The sequence below is a fragment of the Bremerella sp. TYQ1 genome, from assembly GCF_020150455.1.
Taxonomy (GTDB): Bacteria; Planctomycetota; Planctomycetia; order Pirellulales; family Pirellulaceae; genus Bremerella; species Bremerella volcania_A.
In genome coordinates, this window is record NZ_CP083740.1 from 6,010,757 (window position 1) to 6,029,425 (window position 18,669).

At 54.4% G+C, this 18,669-nt stretch carries 14 protein-coding genes; 5 read left to right on the forward strand and 9 right to left on the reverse strand.

Going from position 1 to position 18,669, the window contains the following annotated elements; all coding sequences use genetic code 11:
• Position 1: 1 nt before the first annotated feature.
• From LA756_RS24475 to LA756_RS24485, 3 genes are all read right to left on the reverse strand, one after another.
• Positions 2-1,408: an NAD(P)(+) transhydrogenase (Re/Si-specific) subunit beta gene (locus tag LA756_RS24475; RefSeq protein WP_224437348.1), complete on the reverse strand. Its 1,407-nt coding sequence runs from the start codon at positions 1,406-1,408 to the stop codon at positions 2-4.
• A gap of 75 nt (positions 1,409-1,483) precedes the next feature.
• A complete protein-coding gene (locus tag LA756_RS27380) occupies positions 1,484-1,741 on the reverse strand; it encodes an NAD(P) transhydrogenase subunit alpha (RefSeq protein WP_369123657.1) in 258 nt (85 codons plus the stop codon).
• A gap of 223 nt (positions 1,742-1,964) precedes the next feature.
• Positions 1,965-3,173, reverse strand: coding sequence for a Re/Si-specific NAD(P)(+) transhydrogenase subunit alpha (locus tag LA756_RS24485; protein ID WP_224437350.1), 1,209 nt, complete (start codon positions 3,171-3,173; stop codon positions 1,965-1,967).
• A 525-nt stretch (positions 3,174-3,698) separates the two neighbouring features.
• Here LA756_RS24485 and rplM point away from each other — a divergent pair.
• The gene (rplM, locus tag LA756_RS24490; protein WP_224437351.1) at positions 3,699-4,160 is read left to right on the forward strand and encodes a 50S ribosomal protein L13; all 462 of its coding nucleotides are present in this window, start codon (positions 3,699-3,701) and stop codon (positions 4,158-4,160) included.
• Between the two features lie 256 nt (positions 4,161-4,416).
• The gene (rpsI, locus tag LA756_RS24495) at positions 4,417-4,764 is read left to right on the forward strand and encodes a 30S ribosomal protein S9 (protein ID WP_261362124.1); all 348 of its coding nucleotides are present in this window, start codon (positions 4,417-4,419) and stop codon (positions 4,762-4,764) included.
• A gap of 174 nt (positions 4,765-4,938) precedes the next feature.
• On the opposite strand, the gene LA756_RS24500 is transcribed toward rpsI, so the two are convergent.
• The 4 genes from LA756_RS24500 to LA756_RS24515 form a co-directional block, all read right to left on the reverse strand.
• Positions 4,939-6,006 (reverse strand): DNA polymerase III subunit delta', encoded by a 1,068-nt coding sequence (locus tag LA756_RS24500; RefSeq protein ID WP_224437352.1) that lies wholly within the window; start codon positions 6,004-6,006, stop codon positions 4,939-4,941.
• On the reverse strand, positions 6,003-6,644 hold the full coding sequence (gene tmk, locus LA756_RS24505; RefSeq protein WP_224437353.1) for a dTMP kinase: 642 nt from the start codon (positions 6,642-6,644) through the stop codon (positions 6,003-6,005). Before tmk ends, LA756_RS24500 begins: the two co-directional genes overlap by 4 nt.
• Before the next feature lie 93 nt (positions 6,645-6,737).
• Positions 6,738-7,739 (reverse strand): YafY family protein, encoded by a 1,002-nt coding sequence (locus LA756_RS24510; protein ID WP_224437354.1) that lies wholly within the window; start codon positions 7,737-7,739, stop codon positions 6,738-6,740.
• A complete protein-coding gene (locus LA756_RS24515; RefSeq protein WP_224437355.1) occupies positions 7,666-9,963 on the reverse strand; it encodes a TolC family protein in 2,298 nt (765 codons plus the stop codon). The genes LA756_RS24510 and LA756_RS24515 overlap by 74 nt, the downstream gene beginning before the upstream one ends.
• A gap of 321 nt (positions 9,964-10,284) precedes the next feature.
• Here LA756_RS24515 and LA756_RS24520 point away from each other — a divergent pair, with 321 nt between their 5' ends.
• Positions 10,285-10,569, forward strand: a complete 285-nt coding sequence (locus LA756_RS24520) for a hypothetical protein (RefSeq protein WP_224437356.1) — start codon at positions 10,285-10,287, stop codon at positions 10,567-10,569.
• A gap of 72 nt (positions 10,570-10,641) precedes the next feature.
• Here the strand turns inward: LA756_RS24520 and LA756_RS24525 are convergent, their stop codons facing one another.
• Positions 10,642-11,133 (reverse strand): ferritin-like domain-containing protein, encoded by a 492-nt coding sequence (locus LA756_RS24525; RefSeq protein ID WP_224437357.1) that lies wholly within the window; start codon positions 11,131-11,133, stop codon positions 10,642-10,644.
• A gap of 162 nt (positions 11,134-11,295) precedes the next feature.
• Positions 11,296-14,109, reverse strand: coding sequence for a hypothetical protein (locus LA756_RS24530; protein ID WP_224437358.1), 2,814 nt, complete (start codon positions 14,107-14,109; stop codon positions 11,296-11,298).
• A 475-nt stretch (positions 14,110-14,584) separates the two neighbouring features.
• On the opposite strand from LA756_RS24530, the gene pilM reads away from it, so the two are divergent.
• Together pilM and LA756_RS24540 are read left to right on the forward strand one after the other, a co-directional pair.
• Positions 14,585-16,909: a pilus assembly protein PilM gene (gene pilM, locus LA756_RS24535; RefSeq protein ID WP_224437359.1), complete on the forward strand. Its 2,325-nt coding sequence runs from the start codon at positions 14,585-14,587 to the stop codon at positions 16,907-16,909.
• A 3-nt stretch (positions 16,910-16,912) separates the two neighbouring features.
• Positions 16,913-18,604 carry a hypothetical protein gene (locus tag LA756_RS24540; protein WP_224437360.1) on the forward strand — a complete coding sequence of 564 codons (1,692 nt, stop codon included), beginning with the start codon at positions 16,913-16,915 and terminating at the stop codon, positions 18,602-18,604.
• Positions 18,605-18,669: the final 65 nt, after the last annotated feature.

The window sequence follows — 18,669 nt, forward strand, 5'->3', positions numbered from 1 at the left end:
CTCAAAGCTCTTTGACCGCTCCCACGATGTCGAGAACCGCTTTCTTGCCATCGGAGAAAAACATCAATGCATTCTCGGCTGCGAACAATGGATTGGGGATCTTTGCGAAGCCTGGGCTGAGGCTTCGTTTGATGACGACAACCGTGCGGGCCTTATCGACTTCGATAATTGGCATTCCGGCAATCGGGCTGTTGGGATCGGTGTTTGCCAGAGGATTGACGACATCGTTCGCTCCAATCACGATCGCGACATCGACTTGACCCATGGTGGGGTTGATCTCGTCCATCTCTTTTAGCTGATCGTAGGGAACGTCGGCTTCGGCGAGTAAAACGTTCATATGCCCCGGCATGCGGCCAGCCACGGGATGAATCGCGTATTCGACGGCGACTCCTTTATCTTTTAGCAAGTTGGCCAGATCGCGAACGGCATGCTGGGCCTGAGCAACGGCAAGTCCATAGCCTGGAACAAAAACGACACGTTGGGCAGCGTCAAGGATCATCGCAATATCATCTGCTGACGTTGAGCGGACTGTTGCGTACAGTTCATCGTCCGCTCCGGCAGGACCGCCGCCAGACTGCATTGTGCCGAACAGGACGTTCACGAGCGATCGGTTCATCGCTTTGCACATGATTTGCGTCAGAATGATTCCCGATGCGCCGACCAGCGAGCCAGAAATAATCAGCACATTGTTGTCGATCACAAATCCTGTTGCAGCAGCAGCAAGACCGGAGTAACTGTTAAGAAGTGCGATGACGACCGGCATGTCCGCACCGCCGATCGGCATGACAAGCGTAAAGCCAAGTGCAGTCGCGCAGAGAAAGATCACCAGGTAGGGCCACCCAAGACCGGTCGCCGTCATCACAATGATCAGGATGAGTAGGACCACCGCGAGTACGGCATTGAACGCTTGTGGTGCGGGAATGGGAAGTGGTTTCTCGAAGAGATCAATCTCTTGAAGTTTCCCGAAAGCAACGAGCGATCCCCAGAATGTGACCGTGCCGATCAGCCCCGAGATGCCAATTGCCAACATGACGTCCGGGGTGGCCTTGGCGTCGTCGAGTCCGATTAGCTCGGCGCCAGCCACAAATACCGATGCAGCCCCGCCGAGCCCATTGAACAACGCCACGAGTTGCGGCATTTGCGTCATTTCAACTTTGATGGCCAGGACGGCACCAAGTGCTCCGCCGATAATCAAGCCGATGGCGATCAGTACCCATCCACCCCATGACGAATCGTCATCCATGAAGATCATGTAGGCCGTTACCACTACGGCGATAAACATTGCGATGCTGCTGATCAAGTTTCCTCGGACAGCGGTCCGCGGATGGGCCATCATTTTCAGGCCGAAGATAAATAGGACCGCGGCGACAACGTAGACCAGATTAACAATGATTTGCGAGTCGAGCACAGCTGCTCCTTCTTGTTGCTATTGTCTGGGCTCTAGCGGCAATTGGTTCGCCAGCCATCCATTCGGGCAATTCTCTTATCGCTTCTGGAACATCGCCAGCATTCGGTGAGTCACCATGTATCCGCCGACGACGTTGGTCGTGGCCAGAATGATGGCCAACAGGCCTAAGAACGAAGCGAATCCGTTTTCGCCAAGTGCGGTCGCCAATAATGCCCCCACGATGGAAATGCCTGAGATCGCGTTCGATCCAGACATCAGCGGCGTGTGCAGCGTGGGTGGGACTTTGGTAATGATCTCGAAGCCAACAAAAACTGCTAGGACGAAAATCGTAATGCTCGCAACAAGTGCGGTCCATTTCGAGTAATTCGCCGGCGCTTCTGCTGCTGGCTCGTCTCGCTGGTCTGAGGCTGCAGGATTTGCCTCATTTATTTCATCTTCGGCGGCCAATTCTGGCTCCTTTTCATCCGAAGTATCGGTGACACGAATACCGTCCTGGGCAATAGCTTCCGGACCCCATGCCAGGCTTACACAACAAACCAACGCCAAAATCAACAGATTACGACTCACTAGGTTTCTCCTCGTCGATTGTTTCGCTTGCCGTTGGAGTAAGTGGTGGAAGCTCGAGCATTTCACGGAGTCTCGCGTTAGCGACTTCACCGTCGTTAGTCGCGATGGTCCCAGAGACAATTTCATCTTCCATATTTACGTCGAGTTGCCCTTCTTTAACCATGTTCATCAGGAACTTGGTGATGTTGTTGGAAAACATCTGGCTGGCATGGTTAGGGATCTCAGACGCTAGATTTGTGGGACCAAGTATCTGGATGCCATCGAGCTCAACAGTTTGATCTGGTTCGCTTGGCTCGATATTGCCTCCCCGTTCAGCGGCTAGATCGATGGCCACGCTGCCTGGCGGCATTCGCTTGATGCCTTCGGTCGTTACCAGCAGTGGTGACTTACGGCCGGGGATTGCAGCGGTCGTAATCACCACATCGCTCTCCCCGCAGATCTCGCCCATGAATTCGCGCTGTTTCTGGTAGAACTCTTCGCCGAGATCTTTTGCATAGCCTCCTTTGTCTTGGGCTCCTTCCGACTCCAACTGCAACTGGACGCATTTGGCGCCCAGGCTTTCGATTTGTTCCTTGGCTTCTGGGCGAACGTCGTAAGCGGTAACGACGGCGCCCAAGCGTTTGGCAGTCGCAATCGCTTGCAGGCCAGCGACACCGGCTCCGATGACGAAAACCTTGGCTGGCGAAAGAGTACCAGCAGCGGTCATCAACATTGGGTACATCTTCGGCAAGTGGATGGCTGCTAGAAGGACTGCTCGATAGCCAGCAATGGTCGCTTGCGAAGAAAGGACGTCCATGCTTTGAGCCCTGGTGATTCGCGGGATCATTTCCAAGGCAAATAGTTTGGCCTGTTTTGCGGCAACTTCCTGGATCGCGGAAAGATTGCCAAGCGGATCGGCCATTCCAATGACAATTTGTCCAGGTTTCATGAAGTCGAGATCGGCTTTCCCTTCACTAGGGTTTGCCCCATAGCTGCGGACCTGAAAAAGCACGTCCGACTTCTCGAATGCCTCTTGCCGACTTTCAATCAGCTCGGCACCCTTCTCGACATATTGCTGATCGGGGAAGCCAGCGGCCGTTCCGGCGCCCTTTTCGATAAGAACAGTCGCTCCGGCTTTCGTCAGCGTAAGAACGGAGTTGGGCACCAGGGCGACGCGGTGTTCGCCTGGGAAGTTTTCGCGCACGACGGCAACGATCATGGTCGGCCTTTCCTCGGAGCACTTGGTGTCAATCTTCGATCCATCCAGTCCAAGTCAGTTGAGCAATTGAATTGCTAAACCGGCTTACGGCTTTCCGCTAGGCGCGAGCGTATGCGAATTGTCCCACACTATTGAGGCAATGTGAACCCTGAGATTCAGCGATGCCGCGGTTCGGTCGATTTACAAAACGTAGCGTTACAGTATCTATATAGAGGAGTCTCGGGGCTTAAGCGAGCAGCGTCCGCATTCGTGCAAACTGGACACCTTTAGCCGATTCTTTGCACAGGCTCGTCCACACTGCTCTCCGCATCCGCCGCTTTTTCTGGACGACGCCCCTTTCTGACCCTTGTGGGGTTCGTTGCATCGCGGTAAGATACGTGTTTCTAATTTCCCACAGGATGCCAGCAGTAAGTGTAAGGCCTTGTGGGGACTTAGCTTACGAAAGCCACGCGGTTTTTGTGGTTCGAGCCACCCGGCGATGTGCAGGATGCCGGCTTGAGCCCCAGCAGTGAAATTAACAAAACGATGACGACCAAAACTTACTCAGCCAAACCTGGACAAGTCGAGCAGAAATGGTGGCTCGTCGACGGCGAGGATCAAATCGTCGGACGTTTGGCCAGCGACATCGCCGTGCGTCTGATGGGCAAGCATCGCCCAACTTACACCCCGCACGTTGATACCGGCGACTTCGTCATTGTCGTCAATGCCGAGAAGGTGAAATTCACCGGCAATAAGTGGGAACAGAAACGCTATACCTGGTACACCGGTTACACCGGCCAGCGTAGCGAATCGGCCGAAGAGCGATTGGAAGCCCATCCCGATCAAATTCTTCGCGAAGCTGTTCGTCGCATGCTTCCTAAAAACAAATTGGCTAACAAGATGCTCAGCAAGCTGAAGATCTTTGTGGGCCCAGAACACAGCCATCAAGCACAGAACCCGGAAAAGCTGGAAGGCCTGGGTCAGGTTCGCCAGAAGAAGCGTAAGTAATTCCAGCGGCCAAAGGCGCGGACGCCGAGGCCATTTCCGATTTCCTCCGAAACATCTGGTCAAGAGTTAGCAAGTTATGTCGACTGCGGATCCTCAAACCGAAGACGTGCAAAACGAAGGCACCGGCGCCGAAGCCACTGCCGTGGACACCACCGCAACGGAAGCAGTTGAAGCCACCCCGGCTCCTGTAAAGCACGTTGAAAAAACCGACCCAAAGACGGGCGAACACCTCGGTACCGGTCGTCGTAAGTCGAGCGTGGCTCGCGTTCGCGTGAAGTCGGGTAGCGGCAAGATCACGATCAATGATCGCGAATTGAACGAATACTTCCCACACGAACAAGATCAGAACGCCGTCATGGCTCCGATCCGTGACAGCGGTTACGAAGGCAAGATCGACATCCGCATCGTCGTCACCGGCGGCGGCCCAACGGGTCAGTCGGGTGCCTGCCGCATGGGCTTGGGACGTGCTATCCTCAGCATGGATGCCGAAGTCGGTCATCAGCTGAAGGACAACGGTCACCTCACGCGTGACAGCCGTATGAAGGAACGTAAGAAGTACGGTCTGCACGGTGCCCGTCGTGGTACTCAGTTCTCGAAGCGTTAATCGCCGAGACAACAATTCAGAACGATTGGAAAGAGTCTTCGTCTACGGGCGAAGGCTCTTTTTTTGTTTCTTGTTTAGCCGTCGCGCTGGCTATTAGTGACAGAACTGGACGCCACGGCAGCAGTAATTCTAACGCGTGGTGATCTTGGGAATCGGCAGAGCAATTCGCGGATGTTAGAGCGTTTCGACGTAGCCGGTTCGTGAGGCGGTGGCGAGGTCGTCGAGCCAGGATTCTACCAACGTGGCGATGTTTGCGTTGGCATCGAGCTGGATCTCTGCTTCAGCACACCGTTCCAAACAGGCCGCTGCGCCATCCAGGCCGGCCGGAATCGCCATCACGGCCGAACGAATCTCGGGGTTGGTAGAAGCTTCTTCCGTATCGAGCTTGGTTAGGAAAGCGAGTTGATTGCGATAGAAGTCGGCGGCAAGCTCGATCAAATGAGAGAGCGCTTCACGTTTTTTGGGGGCGTCGTCTCCCATTTTGGTGAGATAGTCGGAAACGTCCTTCGCCATTTGAACGCTGTGAAAGTCGCGTTTGGCAAGCGTGCTTAACAGGACATCTGCAATCCCCTGAAGGCTCTCGTCGCGAAGCTGATCCGCTCTCGCAAGACTGCCTTTGCTTTGCTTAGCGAGTTTGTCTGCTTCAGCTTGGTCGCCAACCCATTGAAGTTCAAGCAGCAGCTTCGAAACGATTTCATCCGGCAGCGGAGCAAAGCGAAGGATCTGGCAACGCGACCGAATCGTCGGGAGCTGACGCTGTTCGCTCTGGCTGATCAAGATGATCACGCTGTCGACAGGCGGTTCTTCCAGCGTTTTCAGCAGGCAATTCGCCCCTTCCTGATTCAGGTCGTCCGCATCATCCAGGATGGCAACTTTACGCTGACCGCGAAACGGTCGCATGGCAATGTCGTGACAAAGCCCCGATTCCATACGGTGCTGGTTATCGCCAATGAGCAAGTCGACCGGAATGCGTGTTTTGTCTTTGGGCTTTTGGACCGTCAGAAGGTCTGGGTGCGTCAGCGCATTGACCTGTTTGCAGTCTTCGCAGTTGCCACATGGGTTCATGTGGTACGCAGGGACGTTTTGGCACAGAAGTGTTTTAGCCAACATCATGGCAAACTTCCGCTTGCCGATCGCGGCTGGTCCTACAAACAAAAACGTACTGGCCAGGCGATTCTTCGAAAGGGCCGTCGCGAACATCTCCCGGATGCGATCGTGCCCTAGCACGTCGTCCCAGCTCATTTCGCCATCTCCTTGAGTCTTGCCGACACGGCCTCTCGAATCGCGGCTTGAATTGTCGCGATCTCTTGCGTGGCATCGATGACGGCGACATGGGGATAGATTTCTGCTTCTTTCAGGAAGCCTTCCCGTACGCGATGCATGAACGCGACGCCCTTGGCTTCCATACGGTCCAGGTTTTTGCCAAGCCGGGGAAACGCAACGTCTTCCGGTAGATCTAGCAGAATGGTTAGGTCTGGCATCACCCGAGCGACGGTGACTTTGCCCACCGAACGCACATCTTCCAGGTCCAGCCCCGAGGCATAACCTTGATAGGCGATATTCGCTAAGAGGTAACGATCGCACAAAACCGTTTTGCCGGAGGCAATCGCTGGACGGATGATGTCATCGACCAATTGGGCCCTTGCTGCCATGTACAGCAGCATTTCCGTGCGCGGGTGAAGATCGAGTTCTTTGCGATGCAGTAGCAGGTCACGTACGCGTTCGCCGGCTTCGGTGGTACCAGGATCACGGCAAAGTACGACTTCGTGCCCCTTTTCCTTGAGCCACTCCGTAAGCAGGTCTCGCTGTGTCGATTTCCCGGCGCCATCGATTCCGTCGAAGGAAATGAATAGCGGGCGAACTGATTGCGTCTGTGTCATGGTTTGGATTGTACGAGAGAGTGCCGCCGTGGTACAGGATAGCGTGAAATAGTCGCTAACTCCGGGGGTTTTGGGGAAAGCGACGACAATTCGTCAGCTGGAAGCGTTCAGTGAAGACGGGACGGAATCGCTGTAGTTCTCGAGGATTTTGCGAGCATGGTCGGCGATCAGGTCTTTTAGCGAGTCTGGTTGCAGGACTTTCGCTCGGCTGCCGTACCCGAGGATCCACCAGCTGATTTCGCGGATGCCGCTGACGGTCACTTCGTAATCGATGCTGCCATCTTCGTTCCAATGAATTTGCTGTGTCTTATGCCATTGAACTTCCGCAACATTCTGCGCGACGAGCGGATCGAAGCGGACGATGATGTGCTGATCTGGTCCGGCTTCGGGGATCATGTGCCAGGCATTTCGCAGGAAGCGATCGACATGGAAGTTCTGAGGGATCTCGAACGTATCTTCGAGCGTCTCGATCTGTTCGATTCGATTCACTTTAAACGTTCGAACGGCACGGTGAATGGAACTGCGGCCGATGACGTACCAACTGTGCCGGCTGAAAAGCAGCTTGTAAGGGGAGAGCTTCGTTTGAATCACGTCCCCGTCAAAGATGCTGCGATACTGGATGCGTACGTTGTGGCGATGGCCTGAGGCGTCGACGAGGGTTTGATAGGCGGACTGGGCTTCTTCTGGTTGATTGACGGGATTCAGCTTGATTTCGACCGAGCCAGAGATCTCGCGAAGCTGCTGCTTCATGTGCTCGGGAAGGCTGTTCTCAAGCTTCGTTGCTGCACGTCGAGCAGAAGAATAGTAGGGCAGGCCGGTCCCATCGCCCAACTCATGGCAGAGCACCATCACGGAGAGAGCTTCTTCCGAACTCAGGCTTGTGGGGGCTAAGAAGTATGTTTCCGGGATATGGAAACGTTGCCCATTCGAATCGAAAGCGAGCGGCACGCCGGCCGCTCGCAGTGTTTCCAGATCTCGAAAGATGGTGCGACGACTAACGCCGCACACATCGGCCATCGAGTTAACGTTTTGCGGCCTGCCACCCTGAAGCAGTTGCAGTAGCTTGAGCAGGCGTTGGATTTTGGCCAGATTCATGGGAGACCGACTTTACCACTCGTCGCGACGACGGCTTGGCGGCAGGCGTCGGCTGCGAAGGACTCTTCGATTGACGAACCTCCGAAACCAGTTCGTTCAGCCCCAGTTTATTCCAATCGAGCTCACTTTTCGATTGGGCTGGTTTGGCGGCGACTCGTGTTTCTGTTGGTGGTTCCAAGCTGACGGCATCCAGCGAGGTTGGCATCTTGGCGGGGGTCGGCGTGCCGATCACTTCGCCGTCGGCCGGAGCGTCACCTTCGTAGATGATCGTTCCTTCCTCGATCGTTCCATGGCTGAGGCTGCCTTGTGGGACAGGGCCGCGGCTGATCACAGCAGGACGGGTATAGCCGTAGTCAACATAGTGGCTGGCTGCACGACGTCGGGCATGACCCTGAGCATCGAAGTAAGCCTTTTCTGGCCATGGGCCTTCTGCCAGGTAGACGCCGTTGTAATCGAGCAGGCTACCCTTTCGCATGTGGACGTCCTTGATGGCGATGTTGTACTCGATCAGGGCCTGGAAGTAGGCGATTTGAGCGTCGCTGCGTCGTCGCTGGGCATCCAGCAGCAAGTCGAGCGTTACCGTGCCGGCATCGTAGGCGGCTTGGACCGAGTCGACTTCTTTGTCGGCGGCGATCAATCGGTTCAAGTTCGTTTGCACCAGGCTGTAGTTCGAGTCCAAGTCGCGGATCGTGTCGGTCAGCAGGTGCGAGACTTCCAGTTCCATATCTTCCATGACCGCTTTTTCGCGAGCGATCTGAAGCTGTACATTACGCACCCCGGCAAGTTCCTGACGGAATCCGATTGGCATCGAGAACTCCATGCCCAGGGTATATTCCTGGTAGTTGCCTTCAGTGAGTACGTCCCAGGCTTTGCTGTCGACCTGGTTGAAGTTTTTACCGTCTCGGTTCCCGCTGATTAGCTGGTCGCCCAGACCAAGGAAGCGGTACAAGCCGACGACGTCCAATTGTGGCAACAGTTGGTTGCGAGCGGTGATCAATTCGATTTCACGTTGCTTGATTCTCCAGCCTTGGCGACGCAGTTCAGGGCTACGTGACAATGCTTCGTCGTGGATCTCGAACCAGTCGAAAGCAACCCAAGCATCGGTTGGTTCCGAAGTTGGTCGGATCAAGCGACCATCGGTAGCGGCTAAGCCCATGAAGTATCGGAGGCTACCTTCTGCTTTGTACAAGTCACGCAATGCACCTTCGGTACGGCTACGGAATTCAAAGTATTGCTGACGAGCTTGAGCTTCCTTCTCCGCTTCACCCCCTTCGGCACCGTTGACCATCAACGCGTGAACACGACGCCAAGTGACCAGGGCACTGTCGCGGCCGGTCTTGGCGGCTTCCAGGTTGTGGTAAGCGAAGTAGAGCTGCCAATAAGCTTCTTCCACATCCGAAACAAGGTTGCGGATATTGGTCTCGAAGTCGGCCAGGCTGACGTCTTCGCGAATACGAGCAAGCATCACGTTGACGCGGTTGACCTGAACACCGCTTCCACGAAGAAGTGGGTGACGGGCTTCCATTTCGACGTTGGCCAACCACGAGCTTGGATAAAGCAGGCTACCGCGGTTGTTGTAGTCGTAGGTGGTGTTGTTTCGCAAAAACCACTGCGTACCGGTTGCAGAACGCTTGGTCAGTTCTACGGTTCCAACGGCCAGGTTCTGGCCGAATTCCGACAGGAAGAACGGGTTGCCGGTCGCGAAGTTTTGCGGACGATCCAAACGGTCCCAGTTGAAGCTGGCGTTCAGCTGTGCGTCGAATTCGCTGAGAGCACCTTCGACACCGAACTGAGGATCGCTCGAAACCAACGCTGGGTCGTAGATGGTTGGCGTGCCATCGTTACGTGTGACCAGGTTGTTCGGGATCGCCTGCGACGTCAGCGTCGTGTTCGGGATTACGCGGAAGATCGCGTTGCCGCCGGCAGTGCGGATGGCTTTGCTGTTCTTCAGCGAGTCAGCAACGGCTTCCTCGAGGCTGAGGTTCCAAATCTTCGATTCATCCATCTCGAACGGATCGGAGATTGTGAACGGCGCCTCAGCGTTCGATACCTCGTACAAGCGATGATGATCGACATCGGCATATTCGATGTCGGTCGCTTTATCGAGGTAAAGGCTCAGATCGCCAGACTCTTTGAAGTAAAACGGTTGAGTCGGCTGGCAACCAGTGAAAATGATGGTGCCAATGAGCACAAGCATCCAGGCTTGATGGAACTGGGTTTTCATGGGATACCGAGTCCTGATGCGTAGCGTGCACGTCCTTGTGCACGACACTTCGAAGGAAGTAAATCGCTGCTAGTGTTTGGACGACGTCGAGCCCATCGCTGGTACCCCACGTCAAGTCAATTGTCTCGGCCCCCCCGGGCCTGGATTGTTCGCCCCGGCACGCATGCGCACCGAGAAGAGAAAATCCAGTACAAGGGTTATCGTCGCTCTAACCGTCAAACTTTGAGAAAATTGTGTGACCCGCAAAGTTTTACTTCTTGGGGCTGTCACTGATAGCATTTTCTGCATTGTTACCCTACGTAGCTACAACGAGAAAACAGAATGGAAACGGCCGAACAACTGATGCAGCATGCCGGGGAATTGCTGGAAATCCTAGAGTCTGGGCAGCCATTTGCCCCAGAAGATCTGATCGACATGGTGCATCATGTCGAGATGTTCTGCGATCACTTCCCTGCTAGCGAAGAAGTCCCTCGAAAAGTGGCCAGAATGCTGACCGAGTTGGTGCCAGCACTGGATGCAGCTGCACAAAATTACGACCAAGCGACGGCCGAGCAGATTCAAGATGCGGCGGGTGCGTTGTTTGTCGTCATGCTAGAAAAGCTGTAGGCAAAACAATAAGGCCCCGGAAACGTGGAGCATTTCCGAGGCCTTACCGTACGCAAGCGGGGCAGTGTGTTTTTAAGATGCCATCGCGGTGACGTTTACCTTCTTGGCCAACTTCGAGAGCTTCTTGTCAGCCTGTTCTTCGTCGTTCAGGTTTTCGCCCAGAAGTTGTTTGGCGTTTTCGTAGCCAAGAGCTTTCGCCCATGTGCACAATGTGCCGTATGTGGCAATTTCGTAGTGCTCGACCTTCTGCGCCAAAGCGATCAACATAGCGTCCATTACTTCGGGGTCAGCGTCTTCCTTCATCTCTTCGGAAGCTTCTTCGATCAAGCCTGCCATGGCCTCGCACTTCTTGGCTCGGGCCGCTTTGCCGGTTTCCTCGAATGCCTTTTCGGCCCGTTCGACGTGCTGTTTGGTTTCTTCTAGATGCTCGCGGAAAGCTTCAGCCAAGTTTTCGTTGCTGGCCTTTTTCGCCATCTTGGGGAGAGCTTTCAGAAGCTGCTTCTCCGCATGAAAGATGTCGCGAAGTTCGTCGTAAAATGCGTCAGCGAGTGTATTCATCGCCATGAGGAAATCCTCCTAAGCTTGGTTAATCGAATAAACGAGTAACCAAGCCCTTTGCAAGCATTGTGCCAAGCCATGAAAGCGAGGCAATGCTTGCCAAAACCAAGAGGAACCTGCCAGCTTAACAACCAAAGTGATAGCACTTTGGCCATAGCCCATGATTGATTAGGCCCAGATCACTTCGATCGGGTACCACTGCCCTGGGGCGAGTTGGAAGATGATTCGATCGCCATCGATCTCGCACTTGGAGATGCGGTTGCCGTTGAAGTCACACAGGTGAGCTTCGGCAACGCGACGGAAGCAGCGAATCGCTCCTTTGGCGTTTCGTCCTTCAGTTTCCAGTATCTTGGTTTTGCAACCGATAATCTGCCCACTCTCATCCGTCAGTGTATCTAGGCTGGTGAGCTGAACATTTTTCGCTTCCAGATGAAACATCCACGACGATGTGCCAGGGGCCGGAACGGATGAGGCCTCAAAGATCGGTTCCGGTTGATATAGAAACTGCCGCGCGGCCGGAAGTGAGTAGGGTAGGTCGAGCCCAATCCCCAAACGAAACTTCCGCTGCGACTCTCCGTGCGGGATTAAAATGGTATCCAGCATGTGCCCGTGATTTCGGAGGTGGAAAGGGATGCCCCCAGTCAAAAGTGTGGTCTTTCCGTGCGAAGCATTGATCTCCACGTAATTCGAGGCTTCGATACGTCGTCCGCCACAGCGTGTACGAACCCATTGCACATCGTGATAAGTCAACGCCGACTCGTCGCCCCATGCCAGTCGACAGCAATAATGCGAATCCCAGGGAAGCGACTTTGGATCGACTTGTGGATCAAGTTCGATCTCAATTTCTAAGACACGCGACTCACGCCAGAGGCGATACGTCTGCTTGTATTTGGCCATCACTTCCCCTTCTTCGCCAATAAGATTCCCTTGCGTGCGAATCTCACCGAGCGCGGCTGAGTTGGTCGCGGGATCGATCTGCGTAACTTCCATGCGACTGTAGACGGCCGAAGCATCGGGGCCCAGGTAACGTTCCCCGGTCGCTTGCTTTTTGCCAGGCATGCGTAGGGAAAGCTGCTGCGAAAGGCGATTGCCTCGGGTTTTGTAATCGTAGATTGACTTGATGCCGCCTGTTTCGGGGTGAATATGAACTTCCATGTACTCGTTACGCAGGACATGGCCGTCTAGCATTGTCTTCTGCTTGCCAGGGTTTGCCTTGGCATCACCCGTGATCCATGCATAGCCGCTGCCGGGAACATTAATCGCGGCAAACTTTCGCGTGCTGTCATGTCCGCTCGTAATCACTGGAGCTTCGTTGACCGGTAAATCGGATAGCTGCGAAAGAAATACGCCTCGTGTCGCGGCCGAATTCGATGTGTTGAGCACCAAATATGCCCGTTGGTCCGACTGATCTACTCGCGGCAACGCTTCGGCCACCTTTTTGCTCGCCTGATCGACGAGAGCTTCCGCTTCGGTCGATCGGTCAGGCTGAGGGTTGGCTGGGTCTTGGATGGATCGCACATGCTCGTGTGGCTTGATCGAGGAAGGCGTGCCGGAGATCAGCTGCGACAGCGCCTCCAGTTTTTGTGCCGATTCGAGCTGGGCGTTGTAGCGTTCTCGCTGGGCATGCTGAGAGACTGGACCTTCCTGCCGACGAACAATCGACTGTTTCAGCCACGGCGTGCGGTAATCTTCTGGCTTGAAGTTGCCGTGATAGGTTGCCGTGTCGGTCACTTCGAAGTAATGCTCGACGGTAACAAACTCGCCCAGGCTGTTTCCGTAGCGAGCGATTGTGCGGAGATCTTCGTACCAAGGCGACGTCATCTGAGGCCAATGTGCGAATGCGAGTGTTGCGACATGCTCACCATCCATCGCTTCGCCTAGTTTGGAAAACAGAGAGAGAAACGTTTCCGGCTTGGTCGCATCCAGCGGAAACTTGGCCAGCGTATCGATCGTCGAACCGTCGACCCCTTCCCATTGTGCTTTCCCTTGATTGCTGACAGGCAGCTTCCCTTCATCGAGTGTGGCATGGACCGCACCGATATATCCCAGTCCTTTCAGGACCTGTGGCAGAAACGCTGTCATACCGAATCGGCGGCGGCCGAAAACCTTGGGAGCCCCACCAAACGCTTGCTCGTAGGCAGTGTGCCCGCGATGAAAGTTCTCGAGCAACGATTCTGGATCGAGCAAGTTGAGCGGCCCTTCGACCAGCTCTCCACCCACTAACCCAAGTTGCTTGGCTTCAATCTTGCTAGCAATGGCAGCTTTCAGTTCAGGCTGCTCGTCAGAGATCTTCTTGGCCAGCGAACCGCTGATCCATAAATTCGTGGGCAGCTGGTCATTCACTTCCGCAAGAAGAGATTCATTAAGCGTCGATTCCGCGACCAACGTAAAGTCGAGCAAGCTGGCATCGACCGCATAATATTGATTGCGTTCTTCAAGGAGCACATCGAAACAGGCCTGAAGGTTCGATTTTGCTTCGTCCAGCTTGCCTTCGGCGGCCGCTTTAGCAGCTTCGATCGTTTTGTTCTCGAAATAGATCTCGTCCAAGCTGCTCGAATAACGCATCTGCCGCGTGAGGAGCTCAACTTGGAGGTAACAGTATCCCAGCGCATAAAAGTCAGGTGCTAGCTGCCGAGCTACCTCATGGACTTCGCCTAGGCGATCGAGCAGTTTGGTGACGATCTCTTGGCGGTCGGTCAAACCTTTGACCAGCGCCGCACCAGATTCCTTGGCACGCTGAGAAAAGCCAGCGGGAAGCTCTGATTTGCAGATCGAAGGAATCAGTAAAGCCAGGCCGTCCAAGTTCTCGGGCGGAGAGTCAACGCGATGCCACTGCGGATTTTTCCCTGCGGCTGCCAAAAAAGCTGGGTGCCACATCGCTGTCCAGTTGGCGAGCAAGCTTTGGGCTTCGTCCCCCGTGTGGTATGTGGGGAAGTCTTCGAAGCTGTGGCAAGGGAGTAGAATCGCGATTTCCTGAATCATCGTCCGTTGACCTGGGGCAATAGGGGGCGAATGAACGCAAGTGATTACCAAATAATAAGTTATAAGGTATAGTGTATTGACGGGGCTTCGCCAAATCAGACCTTATTATTAGGGGCTTCTGCGATGGTGAGGAGCAGGGGAGGCAGCGACGGGATCGGTTTGCCGCGACTGTCGGCCCCCATGTCGGGTAGGCTTTTTGAGCCCTATCTTGTTGTGAGGTAGTGGTTTACATAAAACGGTGGAAATTGCATTTTCGTTGACATTCTGGAGAAGTTCACACTAGAATGAAATCGTTGTCATTAAGGTGATGGAGATTTACCTTCGTGGCAAACACCCTTCTCCTTTAGTTTGCTTGTCTTAAACCTGCGATCTGCGGAGTGTGCGTTATTCGTTGGACGTAATTGCCGGAGTAATTCTGGCTGTTTCTTGCCAACAAGCACGGTGCGCGACGCAACGATTGCTGTGAGGAACAGAGATGGCTGTTGGTAAAGCCGTATGGGGCATCGACATCGGTCAAAGTGCGCTCAAGGCCCTCAAATGCCGTATGCACGAAGACGGATTTTGGATGGTCGCCGAAGCATTCGACTTCATCGAATATCCCAATCCTTTGAATCAGGCCGGAGCCGGATCCGAAGGATTGATTAAGGACGCTTTGCGAGAATTCCTTTCGCGAAACGATATCCGCAACGACACAATCAGCATCTCGGTCCCAGGCCAAGCCGGTCTGGCACGTTTCTTCAAGGCTCCGCCCGTTGAAGCAAAGCGTATTGCTGACATTGTGAAGTACGAAGCCAAGCAGCAAATTCCTTTCCCGTTGGAAGACGTGATCTGGGATTTTCAGCCGATGCCTGGCTCGCATGAAGAAGATGGCATCTCGCTCGAAACCGAGATCGGTATCTTCGCAATGAAACGCGACCAGATCTTCCGATCGCTGCAGCCCTATCTCGATACCGGAATCGACGTCGACGTCGTTCAGCTTACTCCGATTTCGCTCTACAACTTTGTGGCGAACGACCAGCTGACCATCAACCCGCTTAAAGAAGAGTACGATCCGACGAATCAGCCCAATTCGTACGTGATTGTCTCGATGGGGACCGAAACAACCGACTTGGTGATCACCAACGGTTTCCGCGTCTGGCAGCGTAGCTTGCCGATCGGTGGTAACCACTTCACCAAGCAGCTGACGAAAGAATTAAAGCTGACGTTCGCCAAAGCGGAACATCTGAAGCGACACGCTTCCGAAGCGGAAAACGCCAAGCTCGTCTTCCAGGCCATGCGTCCGGTCTTTAACGACCTGGTCACGGAAATTCAGCGTTCGATTGGCTTCTTCCAAACGCTGGATCGCAAAGCCAAGATCTCGCGAATTATCCCGATTGGTAACGGGATGAAACTCCCAGGTTTGGTTCCTTACCTGGGTAAAAACCTCGGTTACGACGTCGTTGAATTGGATGGCTATCAAAAGCTGACAGGGACCGAAGTCACGTCGGCTCCGAGCTTCCGTGAAAACATGCTGTCGTTTGCGACATGCTATGGTCTGTGTCTGCAAGGCTTGAAGAAGTCGGCCCTGCGTACGAATTTGTTGCCGCAGGAAATTTTGGTCGATCGAATCGTTCGCCAGAAGAAGCCATGGGCGGTTGCCGCGGTGGCCAGCTTGCTGTTGGCTTGTGCGTTGAATTTCGGCTTCCACTGGCAGGCTTACAATTCGGCTCACATTCCTGAGTTTGAAGACGCCGTCAGAAAGGTGACCCAGGTCGAATCGACCAGCAATAACTTTAAATCGACAGACACCCAGCTGATGACCGAGAAGGAAAATCTCGAGATGATTGGCCGGTATGTCGTTGGCAACGAAGAAAACCGTCGCCTTTGGCCAGAACTGATGAAGGCAATCACCACCGCATTGCCAAAGGATCCAGACGTCGCTCCTGGCCGCGTTTCCGAAAAACCGATCGATCAGCGACCTGATCTTCAGGTTGAAGCGATCGAGTCGCAGTACTTCCCTGATCTTTCAATGTGGTACACCGATGCGGTGAAAACCAAATATGCGGTGACTTTGGAAAATCGCAAAGTCATTCTGCGTCGTCTAGAAGAAGGGGAGGAAGCTTCTCCGGCGATCGATGAAGATCTTGCCGAAGAAGCGGCAGCGGAAGCCGCCACAAATCCTGCGGCGGCAAGTGCCACTGCGGAAGAGACGGTCGTCGAAGAAGGATCTGTCGAAGGAACCGCTGCTGAAGAAGAGGCGGAAGTCAACTTGGACGAGATCGAAGGTGAAGCCGATCCCGAAGACGAACTCGCGGGGCCAGGGGAAGAAGAAAGTGGCTGGGTCGTACAGATCACCGGCTATCACTTCCACAACAGTCCTGCCGCTCGTGAAAACATGGGTGCCCAATACGTGCGTAATACGCTGATCGATCAACTCGATCGGGGTAGCGTCGAACTGATTAACGAGAACAACGAGCCTGAGCTTGTGACGATGAAGGAATTGGGTATCTCCCATCCGATCATCGCCATGGACGAAGTTCCTCGGACCGTGCAAATTCCAAATCCAAAGTACGAACCGCCAGCACTCGGTGGTCAAGGTGGAATGGATGAGTACGGCGGTTTCGGTCCTGGCATGGGAGGCGATCCTATGGATCCTTCACAGCCAATGGAACCACCCACCATTAAAGTCAAGGTTTATCGGTTCACCGTCCAGTTCTGCTGGCGTGAATCCCCTCTCTCGAAACGAGAGGAATTGCGACGTGCTGCGGAACTAGCGGAAGCGGAAGAACAAGCTGCGAATGCAGAAATGGAGAACTTCTAAACCATGGACAAAATACGACCTGTCATTGCGTTTTTGAAGAAGTATTACTTCTGGGTCTGCGCCGTCATTATTCTTCTGGTCGGCGTCGGTGGATGGTACATGTCTACCAGTTCGCTGGATGAAGAATATGCTTCGCGAAAATCAGAAATCGAAACGCGTCTAAGCTCGGCGCGTCAGATTGCCACGACGCAAAACCATCCCAACACCCAGTACGAAGAAGAGATGAGTACCTGGTTGACGCAGTATCGCGACGACATCGATCAGGCCTGGCAAAAGAAGTGGGAAGCTCAGCAGAAAGTTCTCACTTGGCCATCCGAATTGAACGTCGGCCGAACGAATTTTTCGGACGCCGTTAACGGAATTCTTCTGGGCCGTCCGATCGAAGCGTTGACCGAAGAAGACAAAGAACTGCCGGTTCGTCTTCGGGAACTTTACCGCGACTATATCAAGGAAGAACTGCCTAAGCTTGCCGAGATCATTCATGCCCGCTGGGCACCTTCCAGTAATGGAATGGGGGGCGGCGGTGGCGACAATTTCGGCCTCGGTGGATTCGAGGGTGGCGGACTTGGGATGGGCGGCTTCGAAGGAGGCGGTCCCGGAATGGGCCTCGGCGGACAGAACCAACTGGAGAAGCCACCACTAGTGATGTGGAATCCAGCAAATCAGACCAACATTCAGTCCAAAAGCTTCGACTGGTCCGGCAACAACGCCGGCAACATGGGCGGAGATGGCTTGGGTGGTCCCAACGGAGCAGCCGGAGCCGGTGGACGAAACGTTCCAACGACTAAGGAAGTGCTTTACGCCCAGGAAAACCTGTGGGTGCTCGAGAACATCATGAATGTGATCGCCAAGACCAATGGCGAAATCAGCAGTGCCCACCAAGCCACCATCAAAGGTATCGATACGATCGAGTTCGGTCGTGAAGTGATGCCGATTCGTTCCAAAGTGGTCACGCCTCGTTCCCCGCTTGCTGCTGCCGATGGCATGGGCATGGACGGAATGGGAATGGATGGCATGGGCATGGACGGGATGGGTATGGACGGCATGGGCATGGAGGGAATGGACGGTATGGGCATGGATGGCATGGGGATGGGGCCCGATGGCATGGGCATGGAAGGGATGGAAATGGATCCCGGCGATTACCGTTACGTCGACAAAGACTACAAGAAGCTGATGGTCGAAGACCTTCGTGCTGCGACGACCGAACCAACCCAGGAAAATTACTACCTCTCGGTTGCGAAGCGTTTGCCCGTGCGTCTGCGTCTGCTGATGGACCAACGCGAGATCGATAAGCTGCTTGTCGAATGCGGCAATGCCGACTTGATGATCGAAGTGCGTCAGGTTCGCGTGAATCCTCAAACCTCCGGTGTCGGTGGCGGCATGGACGGAGGAATGGGAGGCGGCATGGGAGGCGGCATGGGCGGCTTTGAAATGGGCGGCGGTGGCCTCGGAGGCATGGGCGGAATGGGCGGCATGGAAATGGGTGGCCCTGGCATGGGCGGCCAAGATAGCCAGGCCCTCGACCAAGCCGAAAAGATCTTCGACGCGCCAGTTGAAGTCTACGGCATCATTTACATTTACAACCCGGTCAATCGCGATTTGCTTTGGCCGGATGGCAGTGCCAAACCTGAAGACGGTAGTTCGCCAGACGAGGATGCGACCGAAACCGCCAGCGTAACCGCAACGACACGTTAAGCGGTGGCGCACCTACTCTTCTTTTCTCACACTCGGACGGCACGGAACAGAATAAGGATGACACC

What these genes read in the sequence shown, in the direction of transcription:
- LA756_RS24510 (WP_224437354.1), bottom strand. Translation starts at nt 7,739, where the DNA reads ATGAATCTGGCCAAAATCCAACGCCTGCTCAAGCTACTGCAACTGCTT.
- rplM (WP_224437351.1), top strand. Translation starts at nt 3,699, where the DNA reads ATGACGACCAAAACTTACTCAGCCAAACCTGGACAAGTCGAGCAGAAA.
- LA756_RS24530 (WP_224437358.1), bottom strand. Translation starts at nt 14,109, where the DNA reads ATGATTCAGGAAATCGCGATTCTACTCCCTTGCCACAGCTTCGAAGAC.
- LA756_RS24515 (WP_224437355.1), bottom strand. Translation starts at nt 9,963, where the DNA reads ATGAAAACCCAGTTCCATCAAGCCTGGATGCTTGTGCTCATTGGCACC.
- LA756_RS24500 (WP_224437352.1), bottom strand. Translation starts at nt 6,006, where the DNA reads ATGAGCTGGGACGACGTGCTAGGGCACGATCGCATCCGGGAGATGTTC.
- LA756_RS24540 (WP_224437360.1), top strand. Translation starts at nt 16,913, where the DNA reads ATGGACAAAATACGACCTGTCATTGCGTTTTTGAAGAAGTATTACTTC.
- tmk (WP_224437353.1), bottom strand. Translation starts at nt 6,644, where the DNA reads ATGACACAGACGCAATCAGTTCGCCCGCTATTCATTTCCTTCGACGGA.
- LA756_RS24525 (WP_224437357.1), bottom strand. Translation starts at nt 11,133, where the DNA reads ATGGCGATGAATACACTCGCTGACGCATTTTACGACGAACTTCGCGAC.
- LA756_RS24520 (WP_224437356.1), top strand. Translation starts at nt 10,285, where the DNA reads ATGGAAACGGCCGAACAACTGATGCAGCATGCCGGGGAATTGCTGGAA.
- pilM (WP_224437359.1), top strand. Translation starts at nt 14,585, where the DNA reads ATGGCTGTTGGTAAAGCCGTATGGGGCATCGACATCGGTCAAAGTGCG.
- LA756_RS24485 (WP_224437350.1), bottom strand. Translation starts at nt 3,173, where the DNA reads ATGATCGTTGCCGTCGTGCGCGAAAACTTCCCAGGCGAACACCGCGTC.